General features: G+C 50.9%; 18 protein-coding genes, 1 tRNA gene and 2 pseudogenes. 13 read left to right on the plus strand and 8 right to left on the minus strand.

What is annotated here, in order from left to right; translation table 11 throughout:
- Positions 1 to 96 precede the first annotated feature (96 nt).
- Positions 97 to 1,200 (plus strand): hypothetical protein, encoded by a 1,104-nt coding sequence (locus OS112_06285; protein WAC04078.1) that lies wholly within the window; start codon positions 97 to 99, stop codon positions 1,198 to 1,200.
- A gap of 34 nt (positions 1,201 to 1,234) precedes the next feature.
- Here the strand turns inward: OS112_06285 and OS112_06290 are convergent, their stop codons facing one another.
- Positions 1,235 to 1,948, minus strand: coding sequence for a hypothetical protein (locus OS112_06290; protein ID WAC04079.1), 714 nt, complete (start codon positions 1,946 to 1,948; stop codon positions 1,235 to 1,237).
- 392 nt (positions 1,949 to 2,340) lie between these two features.
- Here OS112_06290 and OS112_06295 point away from each other — a divergent pair, with 392 nt between their 5' ends.
- The gene (locus OS112_06295; GenBank protein WAC04080.1) at positions 2,341 to 3,381 is read left to right on the plus strand and encodes a hypothetical protein; all 1,041 of its coding nucleotides are present in this window, start codon (positions 2,341 to 2,343) and stop codon (positions 3,379 to 3,381) included.
- A gap of 33 nt (positions 3,382 to 3,414) precedes the next feature.
- Here OS112_06295 and OS112_06300 read toward each other — a convergent pair whose 3' ends face one another.
- Both OS112_06300 and OS112_06305 read right to left on the minus strand, forming a co-directional pair.
- A complete protein-coding gene (locus OS112_06300) occupies positions 3,415 to 4,158 on the minus strand; it encodes a hypothetical protein (protein WAC04081.1) in 744 nt (247 codons plus the stop codon).
- 178 nt (positions 4,159 to 4,336) lie between these two features.
- Positions 4,337 to 4,843 carry a hypothetical protein gene (locus OS112_06305; GenBank protein WAC04082.1) on the minus strand — a complete coding sequence of 169 codons (507 nt, stop codon included), beginning with the start codon at positions 4,841 to 4,843 and terminating at the stop codon, positions 4,337 to 4,339.
- Between the two features lie 242 nt (positions 4,844 to 5,085).
- Between OS112_06305 and OS112_06310 the strand changes: the two genes are divergently transcribed.
- The 9 genes and pseudogenes from OS112_06310 to OS112_06350 all read left to right on the plus strand — a co-directional run bounded on the left by OS112_06310 (position 5,086) and on the right by OS112_06350 (position 11,534).
- A complete protein-coding gene (locus tag OS112_06310; GenBank protein ID WAC04083.1) occupies positions 5,086 to 5,760 on the plus strand; it encodes an MTAP family purine nucleoside phosphorylase in 675 nt (224 codons plus the stop codon).
- 17 nt (positions 5,761 to 5,777) lie between these two features.
- A complete protein-coding gene (locus tag OS112_06315) occupies positions 5,778 to 7,091 on the plus strand; it encodes an amidohydrolase family protein (protein WAC04084.1) in 1,314 nt (437 codons plus the stop codon).
- Between the two features lie 15 nt (positions 7,092 to 7,106).
- Positions 7,107 to 8,450: a lamin tail domain-containing protein gene (locus OS112_06320; protein WAC04085.1), complete on the plus strand. Its 1,344-nt coding sequence runs from the start codon at positions 7,107 to 7,109 to the stop codon at positions 8,448 to 8,450.
- A complete protein-coding gene (locus OS112_06325; protein WAC04086.1) occupies positions 8,450 to 8,665 on the plus strand; it encodes a DUF3006 domain-containing protein in 216 nt (71 codons plus the stop codon). Before OS112_06320 ends, OS112_06325 begins: the two co-directional genes overlap by 1 nt.
- A gap of 561 nt (positions 8,666 to 9,226) precedes the next feature.
- Positions 9,227 to 9,453, plus strand: a tRNA-Trp gene (locus tag OS112_06330).
- Between the two features lie 82 nt (positions 9,454 to 9,535).
- A complete protein-coding gene (locus tag OS112_06335) occupies positions 9,536 to 10,723 on the plus strand; it encodes a bifunctional 5,6,7,8-tetrahydromethanopterin hydro-lyase/3-hexulose-6-phosphate synthase (protein ID WAC04087.1) in 1,188 nt (395 codons plus the stop codon).
- 128 nt (positions 10,724 to 10,851) lie between these two features.
- Complete coding sequence (locus OS112_06340) at positions 10,852 to 11,067, plus strand: type II toxin-antitoxin system HicB family antitoxin (protein WAC04088.1); 216 nt, start codon at positions 10,852 to 10,854, stop codon at positions 11,065 to 11,067.
- Entirely contained in the window at positions 11,068 to 11,304 is a 237-nt protein-coding gene (locus OS112_06345; protein ID WAC04089.1) for a type II toxin-antitoxin system HicA family toxin, read from the plus strand.
- A 15-nt stretch (positions 11,305 to 11,319) separates the two neighbouring features.
- Positions 11,320 to 11,534 (plus strand): annotated as a pseudogene (locus OS112_06350) (orotidine 5'-phosphate decarboxylase).
- 103 nt (positions 11,535 to 11,637) lie between these two features.
- Here the strand turns inward: OS112_06350 and OS112_06355 are convergent.
- The 4 genes and pseudogenes from OS112_06355 to OS112_06370 all read right to left on the minus strand — a co-directional run bounded on the left by OS112_06355 (position 11,638) and on the right by OS112_06370 (position 15,379).
- A complete protein-coding gene (locus OS112_06355) occupies positions 11,638 to 12,531 on the minus strand; it encodes a hypothetical protein (GenBank protein WAC04090.1) in 894 nt (297 codons plus the stop codon).
- Between the two features lie 100 nt (positions 12,532 to 12,631).
- Positions 12,632 to 13,516, minus strand: a pseudogene (locus OS112_06360) (IS5 family transposase).
- A gap of 262 nt (positions 13,517 to 13,778) precedes the next feature.
- Positions 13,779 to 14,591, minus strand: a complete 813-nt coding sequence (locus tag OS112_06365; protein WAC04091.1) for an NAD(+)/NADH kinase — start codon at positions 14,589 to 14,591, stop codon at positions 13,779 to 13,781.
- Between the two features lie 11 nt (positions 14,592 to 14,602).
- Positions 14,603 to 15,379 carry a bifunctional fructose-bisphosphatase/inositol-phosphate phosphatase gene (locus OS112_06370; protein ID WAC04092.1) on the minus strand — a complete coding sequence of 259 codons (777 nt, stop codon included), beginning with the start codon at positions 15,377 to 15,379 and terminating at the stop codon, positions 14,603 to 14,605.
- A 222-nt stretch (positions 15,380 to 15,601) separates the two neighbouring features.
- Between OS112_06370 and OS112_06375 the strand changes: the two genes are divergently transcribed.
- Together OS112_06375 and speB are read left to right on the plus strand one after the other, a co-directional pair.
- Positions 15,602 to 15,979, plus strand: coding sequence for a translation initiation factor IF-5A (locus OS112_06375; GenBank protein ID WAC04093.1), 378 nt, complete (start codon positions 15,602 to 15,604; stop codon positions 15,977 to 15,979).
- 19 nt (positions 15,980 to 15,998) lie between these two features.
- Complete coding sequence (gene speB, locus OS112_06380; protein ID WAC04094.1) at positions 15,999 to 16,850, plus strand: agmatinase; 852 nt, start codon at positions 15,999 to 16,001, stop codon at positions 16,848 to 16,850.
- Between the two features lie 16 nt (positions 16,851 to 16,866).
- Here the strand turns inward: speB and OS112_06385 are convergent, their stop codons facing one another.
- Positions 16,867 to 17,688 (minus strand): hypothetical protein, encoded by an 822-nt coding sequence (locus OS112_06385; GenBank protein ID WAC04095.1) that lies wholly within the window; start codon positions 17,686 to 17,688, stop codon positions 16,867 to 16,869.
- Positions 17,689 to 17,700 lie beyond the last annotated feature (12 nt).

The following is a 17,700-nucleotide window of genomic DNA, read 5'->3' on the forward strand; positions in this document are numbered from 1 at the left end:
CAACAGATTATTTTATCCTTCCTGCCTGCAGGAAAATATGTGAAGGTACCCCCTGAAAGAAAAACATTTATTGCCTATATCATATGATTCAGAAGCATGCGATCTGGCATCCTGATCATCCTCCTCTTACTGACACTCTTTCTTATTCTCGTTCCGCCTGCTGCTGCGGTGCACCCCCTGGCGCCAAAACATGTAATGATCATGGACGACAAAGATTGGGCGCAAAGGGCGCAGGAAAGCGCATCACAAGGATATCCCGAAACCGCGTACCAGGAGTATGAACGGGCGATTTCCGAATTGCATGACGAATATTGGGATAAAACGGCAGGTATCTCTAAAGATCGTGATAGATCTTATTATGACCGTTATTCTCTATATGCGCTGGGAGCGGCAAATGCTGCCCATGAGGTAAACACAAGAGCAGGGGGGGATCCACAAATAGATAAAGAGGTTAATGACTTTTACAGTCAGGGGTCATTAGGGTACTTTAATGGTTTATCTGTTGCGGCACAATGGAGAGTGAGAGAGGATCGCAGGAGACAGGATTTCGAATGGTCCAACAATGAACTGGAGGAAATGATTAAAAACCAGCGCTCGGGCGTAACATTTCCCTGTTTCTTTGGATTGGTCATGAACAAATCCCCCTTCGCAAGTGAAGTTCAACGGATCCGGGATTTCCGTGACGGCCCGATCTCTGACAGTTACATCGGGTCCCGGTTCATGAAGGCATTCAATGCATGGTACTACTCCTTCAGCCCGGCAGTTGCCGGGTTTATCTACGAAAATCCGTCAGTAACACCGGTGATGCAGGCTGACTTTGCCCCGCTCATCGGGATTGTCCTTATTTCTCAGTGGGTCTATTCCGTGCTCAGTTTCAACACTGAAATCGCAGCACTCATCGTTCTTGTCACGGGCGGAGCGCTCTATGGACTTATCTACCTCCTCCCTGCCCTCTTCCTCGGCATCTGGGCAGCGGGAAGAAAGGGGTGGAGTACCCCGGCACCTGCGGTGCTGAAACCTGTGGCAGCATTGTGGGCGGGAGTTCTCGTTCTGGTCATTGTCAGTGCCATTGCCAGAATCGATCCTGTTGCCATACTCAGCACCGGGCTGCTGGTTGCGGTCACGGTGATCCTGACCGCCAGTGCAGGTGCACTCCTCCTCTCATGCCATTGGGGAACAAAGAAGGAAAATCGTCTATAAGAACCTCAATTTTTAAAAAAAAATCATAATCTTATCAGAATACAAAAAAGAGATAGATTGTTTTTAGTGTTAATGGAGGGTCATCGATATTTAACGGAAAAAGGAAAAGGTAGAAGTTATCCACCAGAATCGATGCGAGCCCTATCAGGACACCTGCGATTGCGACAAACGCGATCTTCCCGGTTGTCTTTTTTATCATATACACCGAATACCCGCCAACAATAATGGCAGCAAAACCAAGGAGATACGGGTAGAGTATCCATGACAGGATACCAAGGATAAGGCTCCCGATCCCTGCCCAGTTCCGGGCCAGTTTGACAGCAGGAGTAGCCGGCTGCACAGCGGGCCTGCCTTGCTGTGGGATGACCGGCTGCTGTACAGAACCTGCAGGTGGGATGTAGTACGAGGAGGCGACCGGATGGGCTGCCGGTTGCTGAACGGGCGGGGCAGTGGCCGGTTGCGCTGCTGCCTGTTTCTGCTGCCCGCTACTGACCGGGGGAATATACCATGATGGTTTTTCTGAAGGCTGGACCGGCTGCTCCGGTGCCTGCGCAAACGCCGGCACCCATGCACTGCCGGTCCATTTCAGCCAGCTGCCGTCGGCCGGGCTGATCGCCCACCATGTGCCGGTATTGTCCTGGTACTTGAGTTCCGCTATTCTCCGGTTGAATTCATCCAATCCGATCTGGCCGTAGTCAAGCTGGCTTTTTGCCATGCGGTATGCCGCTTCTGCTTCCTGTGCGTTCATCGTAGATCCCCGTTGCGGGTAAATGGGTTCTCTTCCGGTAACCTGATCCTGATAGGAGGATATCATTTTTCTGATTACATAAATATGGCGGGACGGCAGGCCTGAACCAGCTACCACAATTAGTTTTTCGGGGAAAAACGCAGGAAATCCAGAAAAACCGGACGCCCGGTTATGGAAAAATGATGCCCTTACGGCTGTCAGGGAAGTAAAAGAGGGATCGGGGCAGTATCTGGTCTGTGCCCTTTTCATTATGGCAGGCCGGGCAATGGTATGCCAATCCTCCTGACGTCCCGGCCTACCGTATGATGGTAAAGTATAAAGGATATGGTACGGAATTCACATACATGAGATATCCCGGTTTTTTTCTTATACTTCTGGTTATTTTTATCTCCATGACCATCATAGTGCCGGTTCTTGCAGATGATTCTGCAGATAGTACAACGGGCACGCCCCATGTCCGAACATGGCAGAACCCAATACGCAGGTCATGGGAGGCAAGACATCGCGTGTTCTTTTCTGCCGATGAATTTATAGCGGACGGCGATCGGGCCAAACAGGGTGGGGACTATTCTGATGCGCTGGGGAGCTATAACACGGCCATCGATACTATCCAAAAAAGCGGGATTTTGTCTGACACAGAAAAAAACCGAAAACTCGCAGAGATTTACCGGCATAAAGCTGATTTATACCGGGTGCGGCAGGACGTGGGTGATGACGCTCTTGCTGCCCGTGCAGACGAGAAAGCGCAATCGTATGTTGCCCAAGGCACGGGTCACGACATCTGTCCTGTATACCTCACGTATTACCTGACACCTCTTGCCGGGACGGTCGAACAGGTTAAGGAATTCCGGGATGGCCGGATAAAGAAGAGTTATACCGGTTCCCGGTTCATGGAAGGATTCAATTCGTGGTACGACTCCATGAGTCCGTCAGCATCGGGATATATCCGCGAACACGCGGCGGTTAAAACCCTGAATGCATTCAACCTTGCACCGCTCATGGGCATCGTGATCTTTTCGCAGGAGATCTACACCCTCGCCGGCTTCAATGTCGAGTTTGCAACCATCTGCACTCTTATTGCCGGCGGAGCGCTGTACGGTGTTCTCTACATCTTCCCCTATGCCTCACTGGGAATGATCGTTGCGGCTGGAAGGGGGTGGCGCATTCCCGGAACGGGGCGCATGAAACCGGTAGCTGTTATCTGGATGTGCACCCTTGCAACGCTCTCTGTAGGAGTTGTCTTCTCGCTTGACATATTGACGGTGATCAGTTCAAATCTCCTTGTTGTCTGCTCAATGTATCTTTCAGCAGGTGCCTGCTCGCTTGTATACTGCAGGTTCATGCGTGGGAGCCCTGCCGGGGATACCCATTTATCGCTCTATCGGATGGCAACCAGCGGCCCCTTATGCCTGAATAACCCTCCCCGTTTATAAGAAATAAAGAAAATCGAATGACAATCTTAGAGCTCATGGCACCAGCCAGAACGTAAGCAGCATTCCCTGAGATGGCGGGAACAGGATAAAATAGAAATTATCTGTGACGATCGATGCGAGCCCTATCAGGACACCTGCGATTGCGACAAACGCGATCTTCCCGGTTGTCTTTTTTATCGTATACACCGAATACCCGCCAACAATTATGGCAGCAAAACCAAGGAGATACGGGTAGAGTATCCATGACAGGATACCAAGGATAAGGCTCCCGATCCCAATCCAGTTTCGGGCGGGTTTAGTGGCTACCGCCGCTGCCGGCTGCTGCGCGGCGGGTTGCTGTGCTCCACTGGTTGGGGGAATGTAGTATGATGACGGTGCCGGCTGGGGTGATGGTTGTTGGACCGGGTGCTGCACCGTATGGGTTGCTGCAGGTTGCCCAGCCGCCGGTTTCTGCTGTCCGCTGCTGACCGGCGGGATGTACCACGAAGGTTTTGTTGCGGGTTGTTCCGCAACAGGTTGCGGTGCAGCCTGCCGGGGAGCCGATTGCACCGGTGCCTGAGGGGCTGCAGAAGCAGGTTGTGCGAATGCCGGTACCCATGCAGTTCCTGTCCACTTCAGCCAGCTGCCGTCAGCCGAGCTGATTGCCCACCACATGCCGGTGTTGTCCTGGTACCGGAGCTCGGCGATCTTTTTGTTATAATCGTCAAGCGTGATCTGCCCAGTATCAAATTGGGCTCTGATTGATTTGTATGCAGCCTGTGCTTCATTTGCATCCATGGGATATCAGTCTCCTTTTTTAGGATTGGGTTACCTGACCCTCGCGGTTTTTTAAGAGGTTTATAAGAGGGTATCATCGCTTTAAACCCATAAACATACTGGTTAGGGGAGACTTTTTTAAAAGTGATGTCCGGGTGCAGGCAGCCTGCCAGAAAATAAAAAATTTCCGGTCCTGAGTTCAATACCGCTGCCGGTAAATGACCGGTTCATCGATTACCTTGTAGGTCTTTCCTGATAAGAACCTGACAAATACTTCGACCCTGTCAGTGCTCTTTGTACCCATCAGGTTGACTTCCGGGAATTCCATCCGCGTGTCCATCTTTGCGGTAACAACATTGCCATCAGCTTTTGTCAGCCTGACCTCGATCTCCTTGACCATCGATTTTCCCGGCCCGCCTTCAAACCTCACAACCACACGTCCCGCACCGTCTTTTGGCTGGACCGAGAAATACACTTCGGAGTTTTTCGGGGGCTGTTCGGTTGAACCTGAAGGAAGGACTGTTTCCGTGGCAGCAGGACTTGTCATGGTCTGGGTTGGTGAAGGGGATGACGGAGGGGGCAAACCTGTAGTGATCGAAGATTGCCAGACCGCAAGGAGCGGAATACTGACCAGCCATACCATTCCGATCACTGCAACGACAATAAAGAGCCCGAGGACAACTGCCCGCACAAGCACCCACCGCACCTCAGGAGCTCCTCCCCGGGGGGCGGGTATTTGCGGTTCAAAGGGAGGTTGTGGAAGGACAGGCGGTTCTGGTTGCATAGTATCCATATGAGTACCTCATGTTATAAAAAAAAGGTAATTAATGTTTCATTGCTGAAGATGCAGGTTTTGCGCTAATTATTAGAAACCAGACGTCAAACAACTGACAGGGACGATATGGACTGCGATCCTGGCAAAGGCCGGAAGTGTAGTATGAGGCGCACATGACACTGGGTATCATCGGAGGGACCAGCCTCCTCTTCTCCCGGCTTCCCCATCTCAAAAAAAGCCGGGTTCATACACCGTTTGGAAATACGGAGGTCCTCTGCGGCGATGTGGTGATGCTGATGAGGCACCAGGAGGGCCTTCCGCCGCACAGGATCAATTACCGTTCAAACCTTGCAGCGCTCGCGATCTCGGGTGTGGACAGTGTTGTGGCATTCGGTTCCTCGGGCTCGCTCAAAAAAAGGATTGCACCCGGTTCTGTCGTCATCCCGACCGATTATATATCGATGACCGATATCCCGTCAATCCATGACCATGCGATCGACCATATCCGCCCCGAGCTCTCGCAGGAACTGGCATCCCGGCTCTCGCACATCATCCCCGGAGCGAGACTGGGGGGGGTATACATCCAGACACGGGGTCCGCGGATTGAAACTGTTGCCGAAGTACGGGCGCTTGCAAAGGTTGCCGATATCGTCGGAATGACCGTCGCATCCGAGGCAACGCTTGCATGTGAACTGGGCATGGCGTTTGCCGCGGTCTGCACGGTTGACAACTATGCAAACGGGCTGGATAGTGAAGTGCTCACGTATGATCACATCCTTGAGACATCCCGTTCAAACCGGCACCGGACCGAAAAGTTTGTATCCAGTATCATCAGGGAACTTGGTTGATAAGGAGTTGGCAGGGCATGGACGAAATTTTTTCCAGGAGTTATCCGCTGTTGATCAGCAATGTCAGGGTGGACGGGCGTGCGACAGATATCTTTGTCAATGATACAGGTGCCATAGCCGCAATCGGCACGGACATAAAGAAACAGTACGCACGCGAATCCGAGTTCATTATTGATGGTGACGGCGCGATTGCGCTCCCGGGGCTTGTCAATACCCATACGCACGCAGCGATGTCGCTGCTGAGGGGATATGCAGATGACATGTTCCTGCAGGACTGGCTTTCTCAGAAGATCTGGCCCCTTGAGGCGCATCTCACCGGCGATGACGTTTACTGGGGAACAAAACTTGCCTGCCTCGAGATGATCAAGACCGGCACGACGGCGTTTAAAGACATGTATTTTTTCATGATGGATGCCTGCCGCGCGGTTGAGGAGATGGGGATCCGCGCCGTTCTAGCCTATGGTTTTATCGACCTTTTTGATGCAGAAAAACGTGAAAGGGAGATAAAAGCGACCGATGAGTTCTGTACTCATGTAAGGCACCTCGGCAACCCGAGGATCCGGGCGGCAGTCGGGCCCCATGCCGTCTATACGGTGTCGCCGGAATCTTTAAAATGGCTTGCCACGTACAGTTCGGAGAATAAAATCGGTATACACATACACCTTTCCGAGACAGAAAAGGAAGTATCCGAATGTGTCGGGCAGCACGGTATGCGCCCTCCCGCGCTCCTTGACTCCTGCGGGATTCTCACACCACGGACGGTTGCCGCACACTGCTGCTGGGTTGACAGACCCGAGTGCCGCGTCCTCGCAGAGCGGGGGGTGCATGTGTCCCATAACCCGTCAAGCAACATGAAGCTTGCCACCAACCGCGCCATGCCGTACCACTGGCTGAAGGATGCCGGCGTTAACGTCTGCCTCGGGACAGATGGCTGCGCATCGAACAACAACCTTGACATGTTCGAGGAGATGAAAGCTGCCGCGCTCCTCCAGAAATTCTACTGGAACGACCCGACCCTGCTCCCGGCACCCGATGCGCTCCATATGGCAACTGCTGCGGGCGCCCGGGCACTGGGCTTTGGCAATGGCATACTCGCGGCAGGACAAAACGCAGATCTAATCCTCGTTTCTGCCCGCACATCATGCAACATCCCAATGCACAACCCAACGTCAAACCTTGTGTATTCCTGCAGCGGGTCCGCAGTGGAGACCGTACTCTGTAATGGAAGGGTCGTGATGCTGGAGCGTGAAGTGCCGCATGAACAGGAGATCCTTGCAGGCGCACAAAAAGCATCGTCCAATCTTGTGAAGCGCGCTACAGATAAAGGATAATTCAGACAGGATATCATGCAAAAAAACAAAGCGCCGGATTGTTTCCGTACTATGGCATTTTCCTGCTGCGCCATCCTGGTACTGTTCTGTGTGTTTTCTGCTGGCTGCGTTGATAATTTCACCATACCTGATGTCAACAGCTTCTCATTCCCGAAATTTTCTGAGAGCGGGGGATCCCTAAAGGCATATTTCCTTGATGTGGGGCAGGGGGACTCGACACTGATTGTTTTTGGGAACACAACAATCCTCATCGATGCCGGGGAAACGGACAAAGGAGATATCGTTGTCGGCAAGCTCAGGTCGCTTGGCATCTCCCGAATCAATCTGCTGGTAGTCACCCATCCGCACTCCGACCATATCGGCGGGATGGAGAAAGTGCTTGGCGCATTTGCCATCGGGCAGGTGCTTGATTCGGGGATGCCGCACCCGTCACCAATCTATGAACGGTTCCTTGATACAATAGAGGAAAAACATATCCGGTACCGCATCGCACAGCAGGGGCAGACCATCGACCTTGACCCTGCACTCAGGATCGTGGTGCTCTCCCCGCCCGGACAGAGAAACTCCGATGACCTCAACGACAATTCCATTATCCTTCGTATCTCGTACGGCACAGTCGATCTGCTGCTGACCGGAGATGCCGGGAAAGGGACCGAGGAGCAACTGGAAAAAACCGGCTATGCGCTGGACTCTGAAATCCTCAAGGTCGCGCATCACGGGAGTACGCATTCGACCGGCACGGCATTTCTCGGGCGTGTCCACCCAGAGGTCGCGGTGATCCATGTCGGCGCAGGCAACCAGTACGGGCACCCCTCCGAAGAAACACTTGCAGCCCTGAAAAATGCCGGAGTGAGTGTCTATCGCACTGACAGGGACGGGGACATTCTGGTCACGAGCGACGGGATATCATACAAGATCCAGACCGCATACGGCGCGGTTGGAGTGCCGTTTATTCCGGCCACACCAGTTACTGTGAGCCCGGTGAAATCAACAACAGTCAGCACCACCACGACCCCGTATGATGTAGTGATCAGCGCAACGCAGTTCAACGCACCTGGCGATGACCGTGAAAACCTGAACGGGGAGTACATCCGGATCACCAACCGTGGAACAGGTGTGGTGAGCATGAACGGGTGGACACTATCGGACCGTACAGGAGCACGCCCCTACATCTTTCCCGCGTTCCTTCTCCTGCCGGATTCCTCGGTGTTTGTCTACACCGGCACCGGTGCGATCAATGACACCGCGCTCTTCATGGGACAGACAGCTCCCGTGTGGGGCAACAACGGCGATGAGGCGGTACTTAAAGATGACCGCGGGAACGTGGTCGACCGTCGCTCTGAAAGCGGGGGGACCTGATGGTGCAGGCAACTGTTGACCGGATCGAGGGAGATTTTGCAGTCCTCGTGCTGGACACCCGCACACAGCATACCGTAACCCTCCCCGCATCCATCCTTCCCGCCGGGTGCAGGGAAGGAGACAGGGTAAGCCTCACGCTACAACCGGATCCTGATGCAACCCGCAGGGGGCGGGAACGGATTGCAGGAACTATAGACAGGCTCACCGGAAAATAAAAGGTCCGCATTGGAAGATACAATTTTTATCGGTGCTCACGACCGGGAACCCCGATGGCATATTAAATAATCGGAAATCATTTGAAGAAAAGCAACTAACTACTGCATCAATGACACACTGTAAAAAACACCCGGATCACAAGAGCGACACCCCATGCAAGCTCTGCCTTGAGCCCTACTGTACGGACTGCACATCCCATCACTTTTTTATTTGTGAAGGGTGCTTTTACAAGGTCCTGATCGTGCTGTTGATTTTCATGATCATCATTTCGTATGTTGCATGGTTCGGAATTTTATAAGGCTACTTTTTTTTGACCCGGCATGTCAAGGCAACCGGATTCTGATTCTTCATGGTATTGATCCTCGGAAATAGGAACATCGGTATGTCGCTTGCCGAACTGCTCCCGGATATTCATAATGAATGGGATGAAGGCAGGATTTCTGGATGCTGATTTTCTTGCGGGATAAAAAAGGGGATCTTCATTGAGCGTAAGAAAACACTTTTATTAGTTTACTGCGATTCTGTATAGTCAGATGGGATGAGTTCCATCCATGATATGCGGGGTCGTGGCCAAGCCCGGAATGGCGACGGGCTCCAGCGGTCTTTGCATCGTTCTCACACAAAGCAGATGATGAACAATGGGTCTACTGAATTGACTTCGTTCACAATTGTGTGAAGGAAGTCATCGAGAAACTCATCAGAGTTTCGAATTGGATGATGACCCGTTGGAGCACTGATGCATGTCGGAGAGACCCGTCGATCGTGAGTTCAAATCTCACCGACCCCACATTTTCTGACTTATTTTACCCTGTTTTGATATCTTTATCATATGCGACGGTTACATTATAAAATAGGAGAAGAGAAATTCCATGTATCTTATAGGAGAAGCCCTCATAGGTGACGGTGCGGAACTGGCACATATCGACCTGCTCATCGGCGACAAGGAAGGCCCGGTCGGTGCCTCCTTTGCCAATGCAATTTCCCAGCTGTCGATGGGGCACACGCCCCTGCTCGCGGTTGTGCGCCCGAATCTGCTTACAAAACCAGTCACCCTTGTGATACCCAAGGTCACGTTAAAAAACATCTCGCAGGTCAACGAGATGTTCGGGCCGGTTCAGGCGGCAGTCGCAAAGGCTGTCGCTGACTGTGTCGAAGAGAAAGTCTTTGAAAACGCGAAAGTGGATGTGGAAAATATCGTCATCCTTGCATCTGCGTTCCTGCACCCGGACGCAAAAGACTACAATAAGATCTACCGGTACAACTACGGTGCGACGAAGCTTGCCATCAACCGGGCGTTTGAAAAGTTCCCTGACACAAAGACGCTTGTGTTTGAGAAAGACCGTGCCGCCCACGCGATCATGGGGTTCAAGGTGGAGCGCCTCTGGGACCCGCCTTACCTGCAGGTGGCAATTGATCTTGTGGACATGGGCAGGGTTGCTGCAGTGCTCACACAGGTCCCGACAAACGACCACGTGATCATTGAGGCGGGTACACCGCTTGTCAAGAAGTTCGGGCTTGGCGTCATCTCCGAGATCCGCAAGCTGCGGCCCAACGCGTTCATCATCGCGGACTTAAAGATCCTTGATACCGGCAACCTCGAAGCCCGCATGGCAGCCGATGCCTCAGCGGACGCAGTCGTCATCTCCGGACTCGCCCCGACTTCCACGATGGAGAAGGCGATCACCGAGGCCCGAAAGGTCGGCATCTACTCGATCATCGATATGCTGAACGTGCAGAACCCGGTCAAAGTGATCGAGAAGCTCAAGGCCAAGCCGGATATTGTCGAGCTCCACCGTGCGATCGACACCGACGACACCGCCCATGCATGGGGCGACATTGCGGCACTCAAGAAGGCAGCCGGCGGCAAGCTCCTCATAGCAACTGCGGGCGGCATCCGCGTCAACGTGGTCAAGGACGCTTTGAAAGCGGGCGCCGACATCCTCGTGGTCGGCCGTGCAATCACCGCGAGCAAGGACATCCGCCACTCGGCCGAGGCATTCATCGAGCAGCTCGATAAGGAAGAGATCGACCAGTTCCGGGTTATGACGGATTTCTGAATTACCACTCAATCTTTTTTTTTTGGTTTGCCACGTTACAAACAACAGAACCTTCTGTTGCTCTAAAATCCTCAAGCGATCTCCTTATTATTCCGAAGTTCCAATGAAATGATAGGTTTGGGATTTCCATGCAACCCTTCAAGATCATTGTCGAGAAACACCCGGACGGTTATCTTGCCTACCCTGTCGGCATGAAAGGTGTTGTCATCGGCGAAGGTGATACCTATGAGGAAGCGGTTGCCGATGTTACCTCTGCAATCAGGTTCCATATCGATACTTTCGGGAAAGACGCATTCTGTGAGGACGAGATCATCGACACGCGGCTTGCCGAGGTCGTCGTCTGAATGAAATTTCCGCATGACGCGCCCAAGCAGCGGGTCATTCATGCGTTTCAATTGCTGGGGTTCCGGGTCGTTAGGGTTGGGAATCATATCGCACTGGAACGGGCAAACCCGGACGGCTCAAAGACTCCCATGACGATGCCGAATCACGAAACAATCAAAGGATCCACCCTGATAACCATATGCACGCAGGCCGGCATTCCGCGGGATATTTTTCTGGAAGCATACGGGAAGAGCTGATCAACGGTTGGGTCGGCACTCAAGAAAGCAGCCGGTGGCAAGCTCCTCGTCGGACCGCAGGCGGCATCCGCGTGAACGTGGTCAAGGACGCACTCAAGGCCGGCGCAGACATCCTCGTGGTCGGCCGTGCAATCACCGCGAGCAAGGACATCCACCATGCGACTGAGGGTTTCCTCGAACAGCTCGACCGCGAAGAGATCGACCAGTTCCGGGTTATGACGGACTTTTAAGCCCGTCATTATGTATATTTCAATTTATTTTTAATCGTTAAGGTTCGGTCGGCGCACTCCACCGCGATGTTCAAGGCGCCAACATTTTTGTTATTAAAAGTTGTCAAATCTCTGATTTTCTTGATTCATAGTATTTTTTAAACTCTGATATTTGCTGCCGTGTTGCAAGAAACAACTTCATGTTACCATACTTATAAAAATCAAAATCATCATAATCCAGAGCTCGGTTAAACGTTCTAATTGTTATTTCCTTATCAGAAAATTCAATTATTTGAATCATCTTTTCTAGGGTGGGTTCAATTTTTTTATCATAAGCCCTTGCACCGATTTGAATTACCATATTTAAAATAATTTCACCAAATTTCCAATCGTATATGATTGAATTGTCCCCAGCAGCACAAAAATGTAAGAAATTACTCACTTTTATCAGATTTTCATCTGATTTTTCTGAGATTCTTATGCAAATTTCATAAAAAACCAATATGCAGAATTTTGCACCTTGGAATAGTGGATCTTTAAAAATATCATCAACACTTTTCGCTGTTTCAAAAGGGAAACGGATTTTTTCAGTAACTTTATTAAATGTTGTCTGATACTTTTTTTCCCATTTTTCAATAAAATTTTGCTGTGCAGCGAAAATAGTTATTAGCCCTTCATTAATAACAAATGGATTTTGTGAAAAATTTTCTAAATTTTGACCTATCGTCCTTATAACGAATATTTTAGAAAATGCATCTATTCTTCCAGATTCTTTTAGTAACGAATATATTAAAAAAGATGTTCGGGGAATATCGTTGTTATCTAATGCATTTTTAATTAGGAGATTAATTTCTGTTATATCATTTAAAATGGAGTCCCCCCATTGTCCTTTTACATGTCGGTTAAATACCCAAATTCGAAATGTGTCAGTAAAATTCGTCAAAGTAGAAAGAAAAGTCCTCTTTCCCACTTGGAAAGATATTGTCGCAAATGCTGCCGCAGTATTGATATCTACCATATGATTTTTTTAAATGATAATTAAAAATAAAAATTTTCTTATCAAGTTCTTTTAAAAAAATTAATTTTTTAAAGTTGGATTTTTCGGCTCTGTAGAATTCCTCAATACGAATAAGAACTGAAATTGTTAACATCATTCTTGAGAGGTTATAGAGGATCACTTTAATTTTGATCTCCTTGATCTGGAGTCTGTATTTTCGAGCCTTGAGGGCTTCTCCGAACTTTCTTTTCAGGACGGAGAATACCGTTTCGACCTTATTTCTCTGATGATACTTATCTTCATCGAATGACTGAGCGATTCGTCTTCGGTAATACCCGGAGATTCGTTTCCGTTTTCTGTTTCTGACCGGGATAAGGGAACAGGAGTTGAGGGAGTCCCGGATCAATTCATGGATCTCTTCAGAGTCGTATCCTTTGTCCATGACATAGAGGTCGGATTGTCTGGTTCTGTGAGTTTGTTTCAGGAGTTTTTCAGCGTGAGGGATATCATGGACCGGGTGCTGGGAGATCTTCAGACCGGTGATAATCTGACGATCAGTATCAACGGAGATCGAGGTTTTCAGGAACCGTTTTCTGGTCTTACCGGTTCTCCACGAATAATAATGGCTGGCATAGGAGCTGGTGAACCCGGATGAATCGATAGCAGTACAAGGGATCCTCTCGCCCCAGTCGTAGAACATTTTCATGAGCCGGTTAAGTAACCGGGTGAAAGTGAATGATCGGATCCGTTGACAGAACTTCTGGATAGTCGTGAAATGAGGTACTTCATCGAGGTGAATCTTCTCTCTGAGAGAATCCATGATCTCAGTTAGTTCGATCGTGTCCCGGTAATCTTCAGACAGATATTCTTTCAGGAGAAGGAGAATGAGTAACTGGTGTTGGGTATAGGTTTTTCTTGAGAACTTGGAAGAGAAAAGAGGAATTCTTGAATCTTTGATCAATCCGGATGATATTTCAACAAACCTGATATACCGGTTTGCTGACACTATATCGTCTCCTTACAGGTTGATTGCATAACAAGGTAAGGAGACACCGTACCTTAGCTCTTTCGGTCGTCGGTACAACTCTGTTTTAGATCAGGTTTTCTACAGAGCCAAAAAAACCTGAACTTCCTTGTTTGAAAAAAATACAGGACAGAAAAATATACCGATAATATACCGATATAGAGATTTATCGGGATTTCTTTATGATAAAAATCAGTATGACAGGATATCTATAGGTATATCTCCCGGGAAAAATAAAAATAATTCAGAGCCTCCTGAGCTTCCGGTCAACCTTTGCAAAGAAATTCTGCCCTGCATCCACCAACAAGGCAGGTTGAACTGATTTTTTTACCTCAATAATATTGTCGGTTCCAAGCTCAACAGTCCGCTGTCCGTCAATGACGAGGTCTGCGGGTTTGGCACTCTCCAGCCGGATCTCGATGTGCCTGTCGCTGCTGATCACGTGGGGGCGTGATGAGAGCATGTAGGGGGCAAGGGGAACCAACACAATTCCTTCAATCCGCGGGTCGACAATCGGGCCGCCGGCGCTCATCGCATAAGCGGTTGAACCTGTAGGGGTGCTGATCAAAAGTCCATCGGCCCGGAACTGTTCTGCAACCACGCCATCGACAAGGATGGAAAACCGGAGCATTTTTGCCGGCCGTGTAGTGATTATGAGCGCCTCGTTCAGCGCTTCACCAAGGAGCAAACCTTCCCTGCTGAGTGCAAGGCGCATCCGCGGTTCGGCATTAACCGTCCCGGAAATGCCGCTTAAGAACGACAGTGCCTTTTTTGGTTCGAGATCTGCAAGGAACCCGACCTCTCCCCAGTTGATCCCGACAAGCGGGATCTGCCGTTCCATCCGCTGGACCGATCGCAGGATTGTGCCGTCGCCACCGATAACTACGACAAGGTCGGCAGGTGCAGATGCAAGCGCGGCACCGGATACGCCCATAGACCCTGCAGTCTCCTCCTCGAAGATGACCTCATGCCCCCGTGCAATAAGGTCGCTTCCGAGCTGCCTTGTGAAACTGAGCGCTTCGCCGCTGTCAATCCGTGAAACCAGGAGCATCTTCATGATTTTTTATGTCACCTCAGGTATTCGATCACCTTGTGGTGCAGGACACCATTTGTGGCGGCAAGGCACCTGCCGATGGTCACTTCGTTGGGGAACCGGATGGTGCTGCCTTCAAGGTCCGTTACCCTGCCGCCGGCTTCAGTGCAGACGAGCATCCCGGCTGCCGCATCCGTCACCCTCAGTGTGCCCCGGAGGTCGATGAACCCGTCGATCCTGCCGCAGCCGACATAACAGAGTTCGAGCGCCGATGCCCCGAGCAGGCGCCAGCGCCGTATCTTCATGCCCAGCTGCATGACCCGGCTCGGGTCGAACTTTCTGCCGTACACGCTCATCGCGCATTCATCAAGATGGGAGGTTGTACTAACTCGTATCGGCTTCTTGTTGCAATGTGAAAACTTTCCCTTGACCGCGGTGAATGTCTCCCCGCTGGCAAGGTTGCGTATAAATGCCTGCTGCACCTCACCTTCTTCTGCATACGCGATGGATAGCGCGTAAAACGGGATCCCTGCAACGGCGTTGAAGGTGCCGTCAATGGGGTCAAGGAAGATGGTCCCCTTCCCGCCGCCAAATTCTTTTTTTCCGAGTTCTTCGCTGACAAGAATGCTGCAGAGCGGGTGGCTGATGAGGTATTCCACGATACAGTCCTCGGCTGCCTGGTCGATCCGTTTGGTCGGGGTAAGGTCGGCCCCGATCTTTATCGTATCCCCTGCTGCCGGTGTCCCCTCGAGATCGCAGATCGCGTCTTTGACCGCCTGTGCCATCTCTTCACATGCTGAAAGGAACTCCATACCTGCCCGCCGGATTTTTTCTCCTTATCTATTATAGTCGCAGCTCAAAGGTATCCTGACGGATATCTTCTCATGCTCCCTTTCGGTCGCAGCTCAAAGGTATCCTGACGGATATCTTCTCATGCTCCCTTTCGGTCGCATTTTACTGTCCGTTGTATTTATTAATGCAATAAAGATAAATTACTAACGCGTGCGAGTATATAGGAGCAAGGAGCCAGTTTCATGAAAGAACAGACAGAGATCGGGAAGATCAAAGAAGGCCGCTATATTGTTATCGACGATGAGCCGTGTAAGGTGCAGGGAATTGCAACATCAAAGCCCGGCAAGCATGGTGCGGCAAAGGCACGGATCGATGCAGTCGGGATTTTTGACGGTGTGAAGCGGTCGATCGTGCAGCCGGTCTCGGCAAAGACATACGTGCCGGTCGTCGAGCGCAAAAGCGGGCAGGTCATATCTATAGCAGGGAACATGGCACAGCTGATGGACATGAAGGATTTTTCTAACTTCGAGATCGTGATCCCTGAAGACAAAAAAGGGCATGTTGAGGTAGGAAAGGAGATCATGTATATCGAGTCCATGGGAAAGAAAAAGATCGACTGACAACCTACTGGTCAACCCTATGCAGAATTTTAAAAACAGTCTTTTTGCCAATTGTGTTTCCGGTTACACCGACGCCAGTTATGTCCTCTTCGGCGTCCCGTACGACAGCACGACCACTTTTAAGCCCGGCACCCGTGACGGTCCCCGTGCAATCCGTGAGTACTCGTATAATTTTGAAAGGTACATGCCCGCATTCGATCTCAACTTTAACGATATCCCGGTGACAGACCTTGGGGATATCGATACCGGCGTGATGCCGGAGGATGTGGTGGCGGATGTCTTTGATGCAGTGCAGGAGATCATCCGGGACAAAAAAATTCCCGTCATGCTGGGGGGGGAACATTCCATTACGACCGGGGCGGTGCGTGCGGTACAACCCGACTGCTACGTGGTGTGTGACGCTCATCTCGACCTGCGGGACGAGTTCCGGGGGACGCGGTACAACCATGCCTGCACCACCCGGCGCATTCTTGACGACGGGGTAAAGGATATCATCATTGTGGGGGGACGGAGCGGGACAAAAGACCAGTTCGATCTCGCCCGGTCACTCACCCTCTATACCGCAGACGAGATACACCGGCGCGGGATGGACGCGATCGTAACGGAGATCAAGGACGCTGTGAGACAGAAACGCGTGTACCTTTCCATCGATGCTGATGCGATCGACTGCTGCCTGACACCGGGGCTCGGGACCCCGGAGCCGTTCGGGCTCACGCCACAGGATGTCCGGGACATTATTTTAACCGTTGCGCCGCGGGCGGTTGCTTTTGATTATGTAGAAGTGAGCCCGTTTGATTGCGGGCAGACGGCAACGGTTGCGGCGCAGCTGGTAAGGGAATTTATTGCAGCGCACTCGAAATTTTCGACCTGAATTTTTTTTAAAAAATTCAAATTTTCCCAAGGTAGTTGTTGGGAACCATGATATCAATCTTATAGGATGCGAGATACCTTGCTGTGATAATGAAATAATAACTTCTGCTGCCTTCAAAGATTTTTTCTTTCCATGGGCGCGGGTCATTGGTTTTCCAGAGCGCAGGATCGAGACTCCCTGAAGGTGTTATTGTCTTTACGAACCGGGATGGATTGTTTGCATCAACTACATCAATGGTAAAAGAGGGTTTGGTAGTTGAATATGAGCCCTGCGCACCGGACGCCGATACTGATACGTCGCTTTGTTCACTCAAATCAGAAGCTGTTGGATCCACCGAGTACCAGATTTCCCAGTAAGGGAAAGGGATATCGATAACCTGCGTCGTGCCGCTGTATTGACCGGTGATGGGGGTTTTCAGGATAGAGGTATAATTCGTTGAACGATATGGCGTCTGTTTGTCAAGGGTCTGATTTATATCGCGAGGGATAAAGGTGCTCAGGTTCACGTTATACGTAGCCGGGTCCACGAATCCCACGGTCTGCCCTGTACCGTTCCAGACCAGCAACGTTTGTGCCGGTACCGGTGTTGATACGGTGGGCACCGGTGTTGGCTCCGCTGTCGTCGGCATGCCAGTGACCGGTGATGTCACCGGAGTTATGACCGATGTTGTCAAGATCGGTGACGGTGCCGAGGGGAGGGGGGGCATCTTTGGCAGTGCCGGCAATTCCGGTATACTGAAATTAGGAGGTTCGTGGGTTGCCACAGGTTTGATGATAAGCGCAATGACCACCAGTAAACCCAGCGCGAAGATCACCCACTGGTAGTCCTCCTTCTGCATCAAACATGACTT

This window comes from Methanoregula sp. (assembly GCA_026625165.1).
Classification (GTDB): Archaea; Halobacteriota; Methanomicrobia; order Methanomicrobiales; family Methanospirillaceae; genus MVRE01.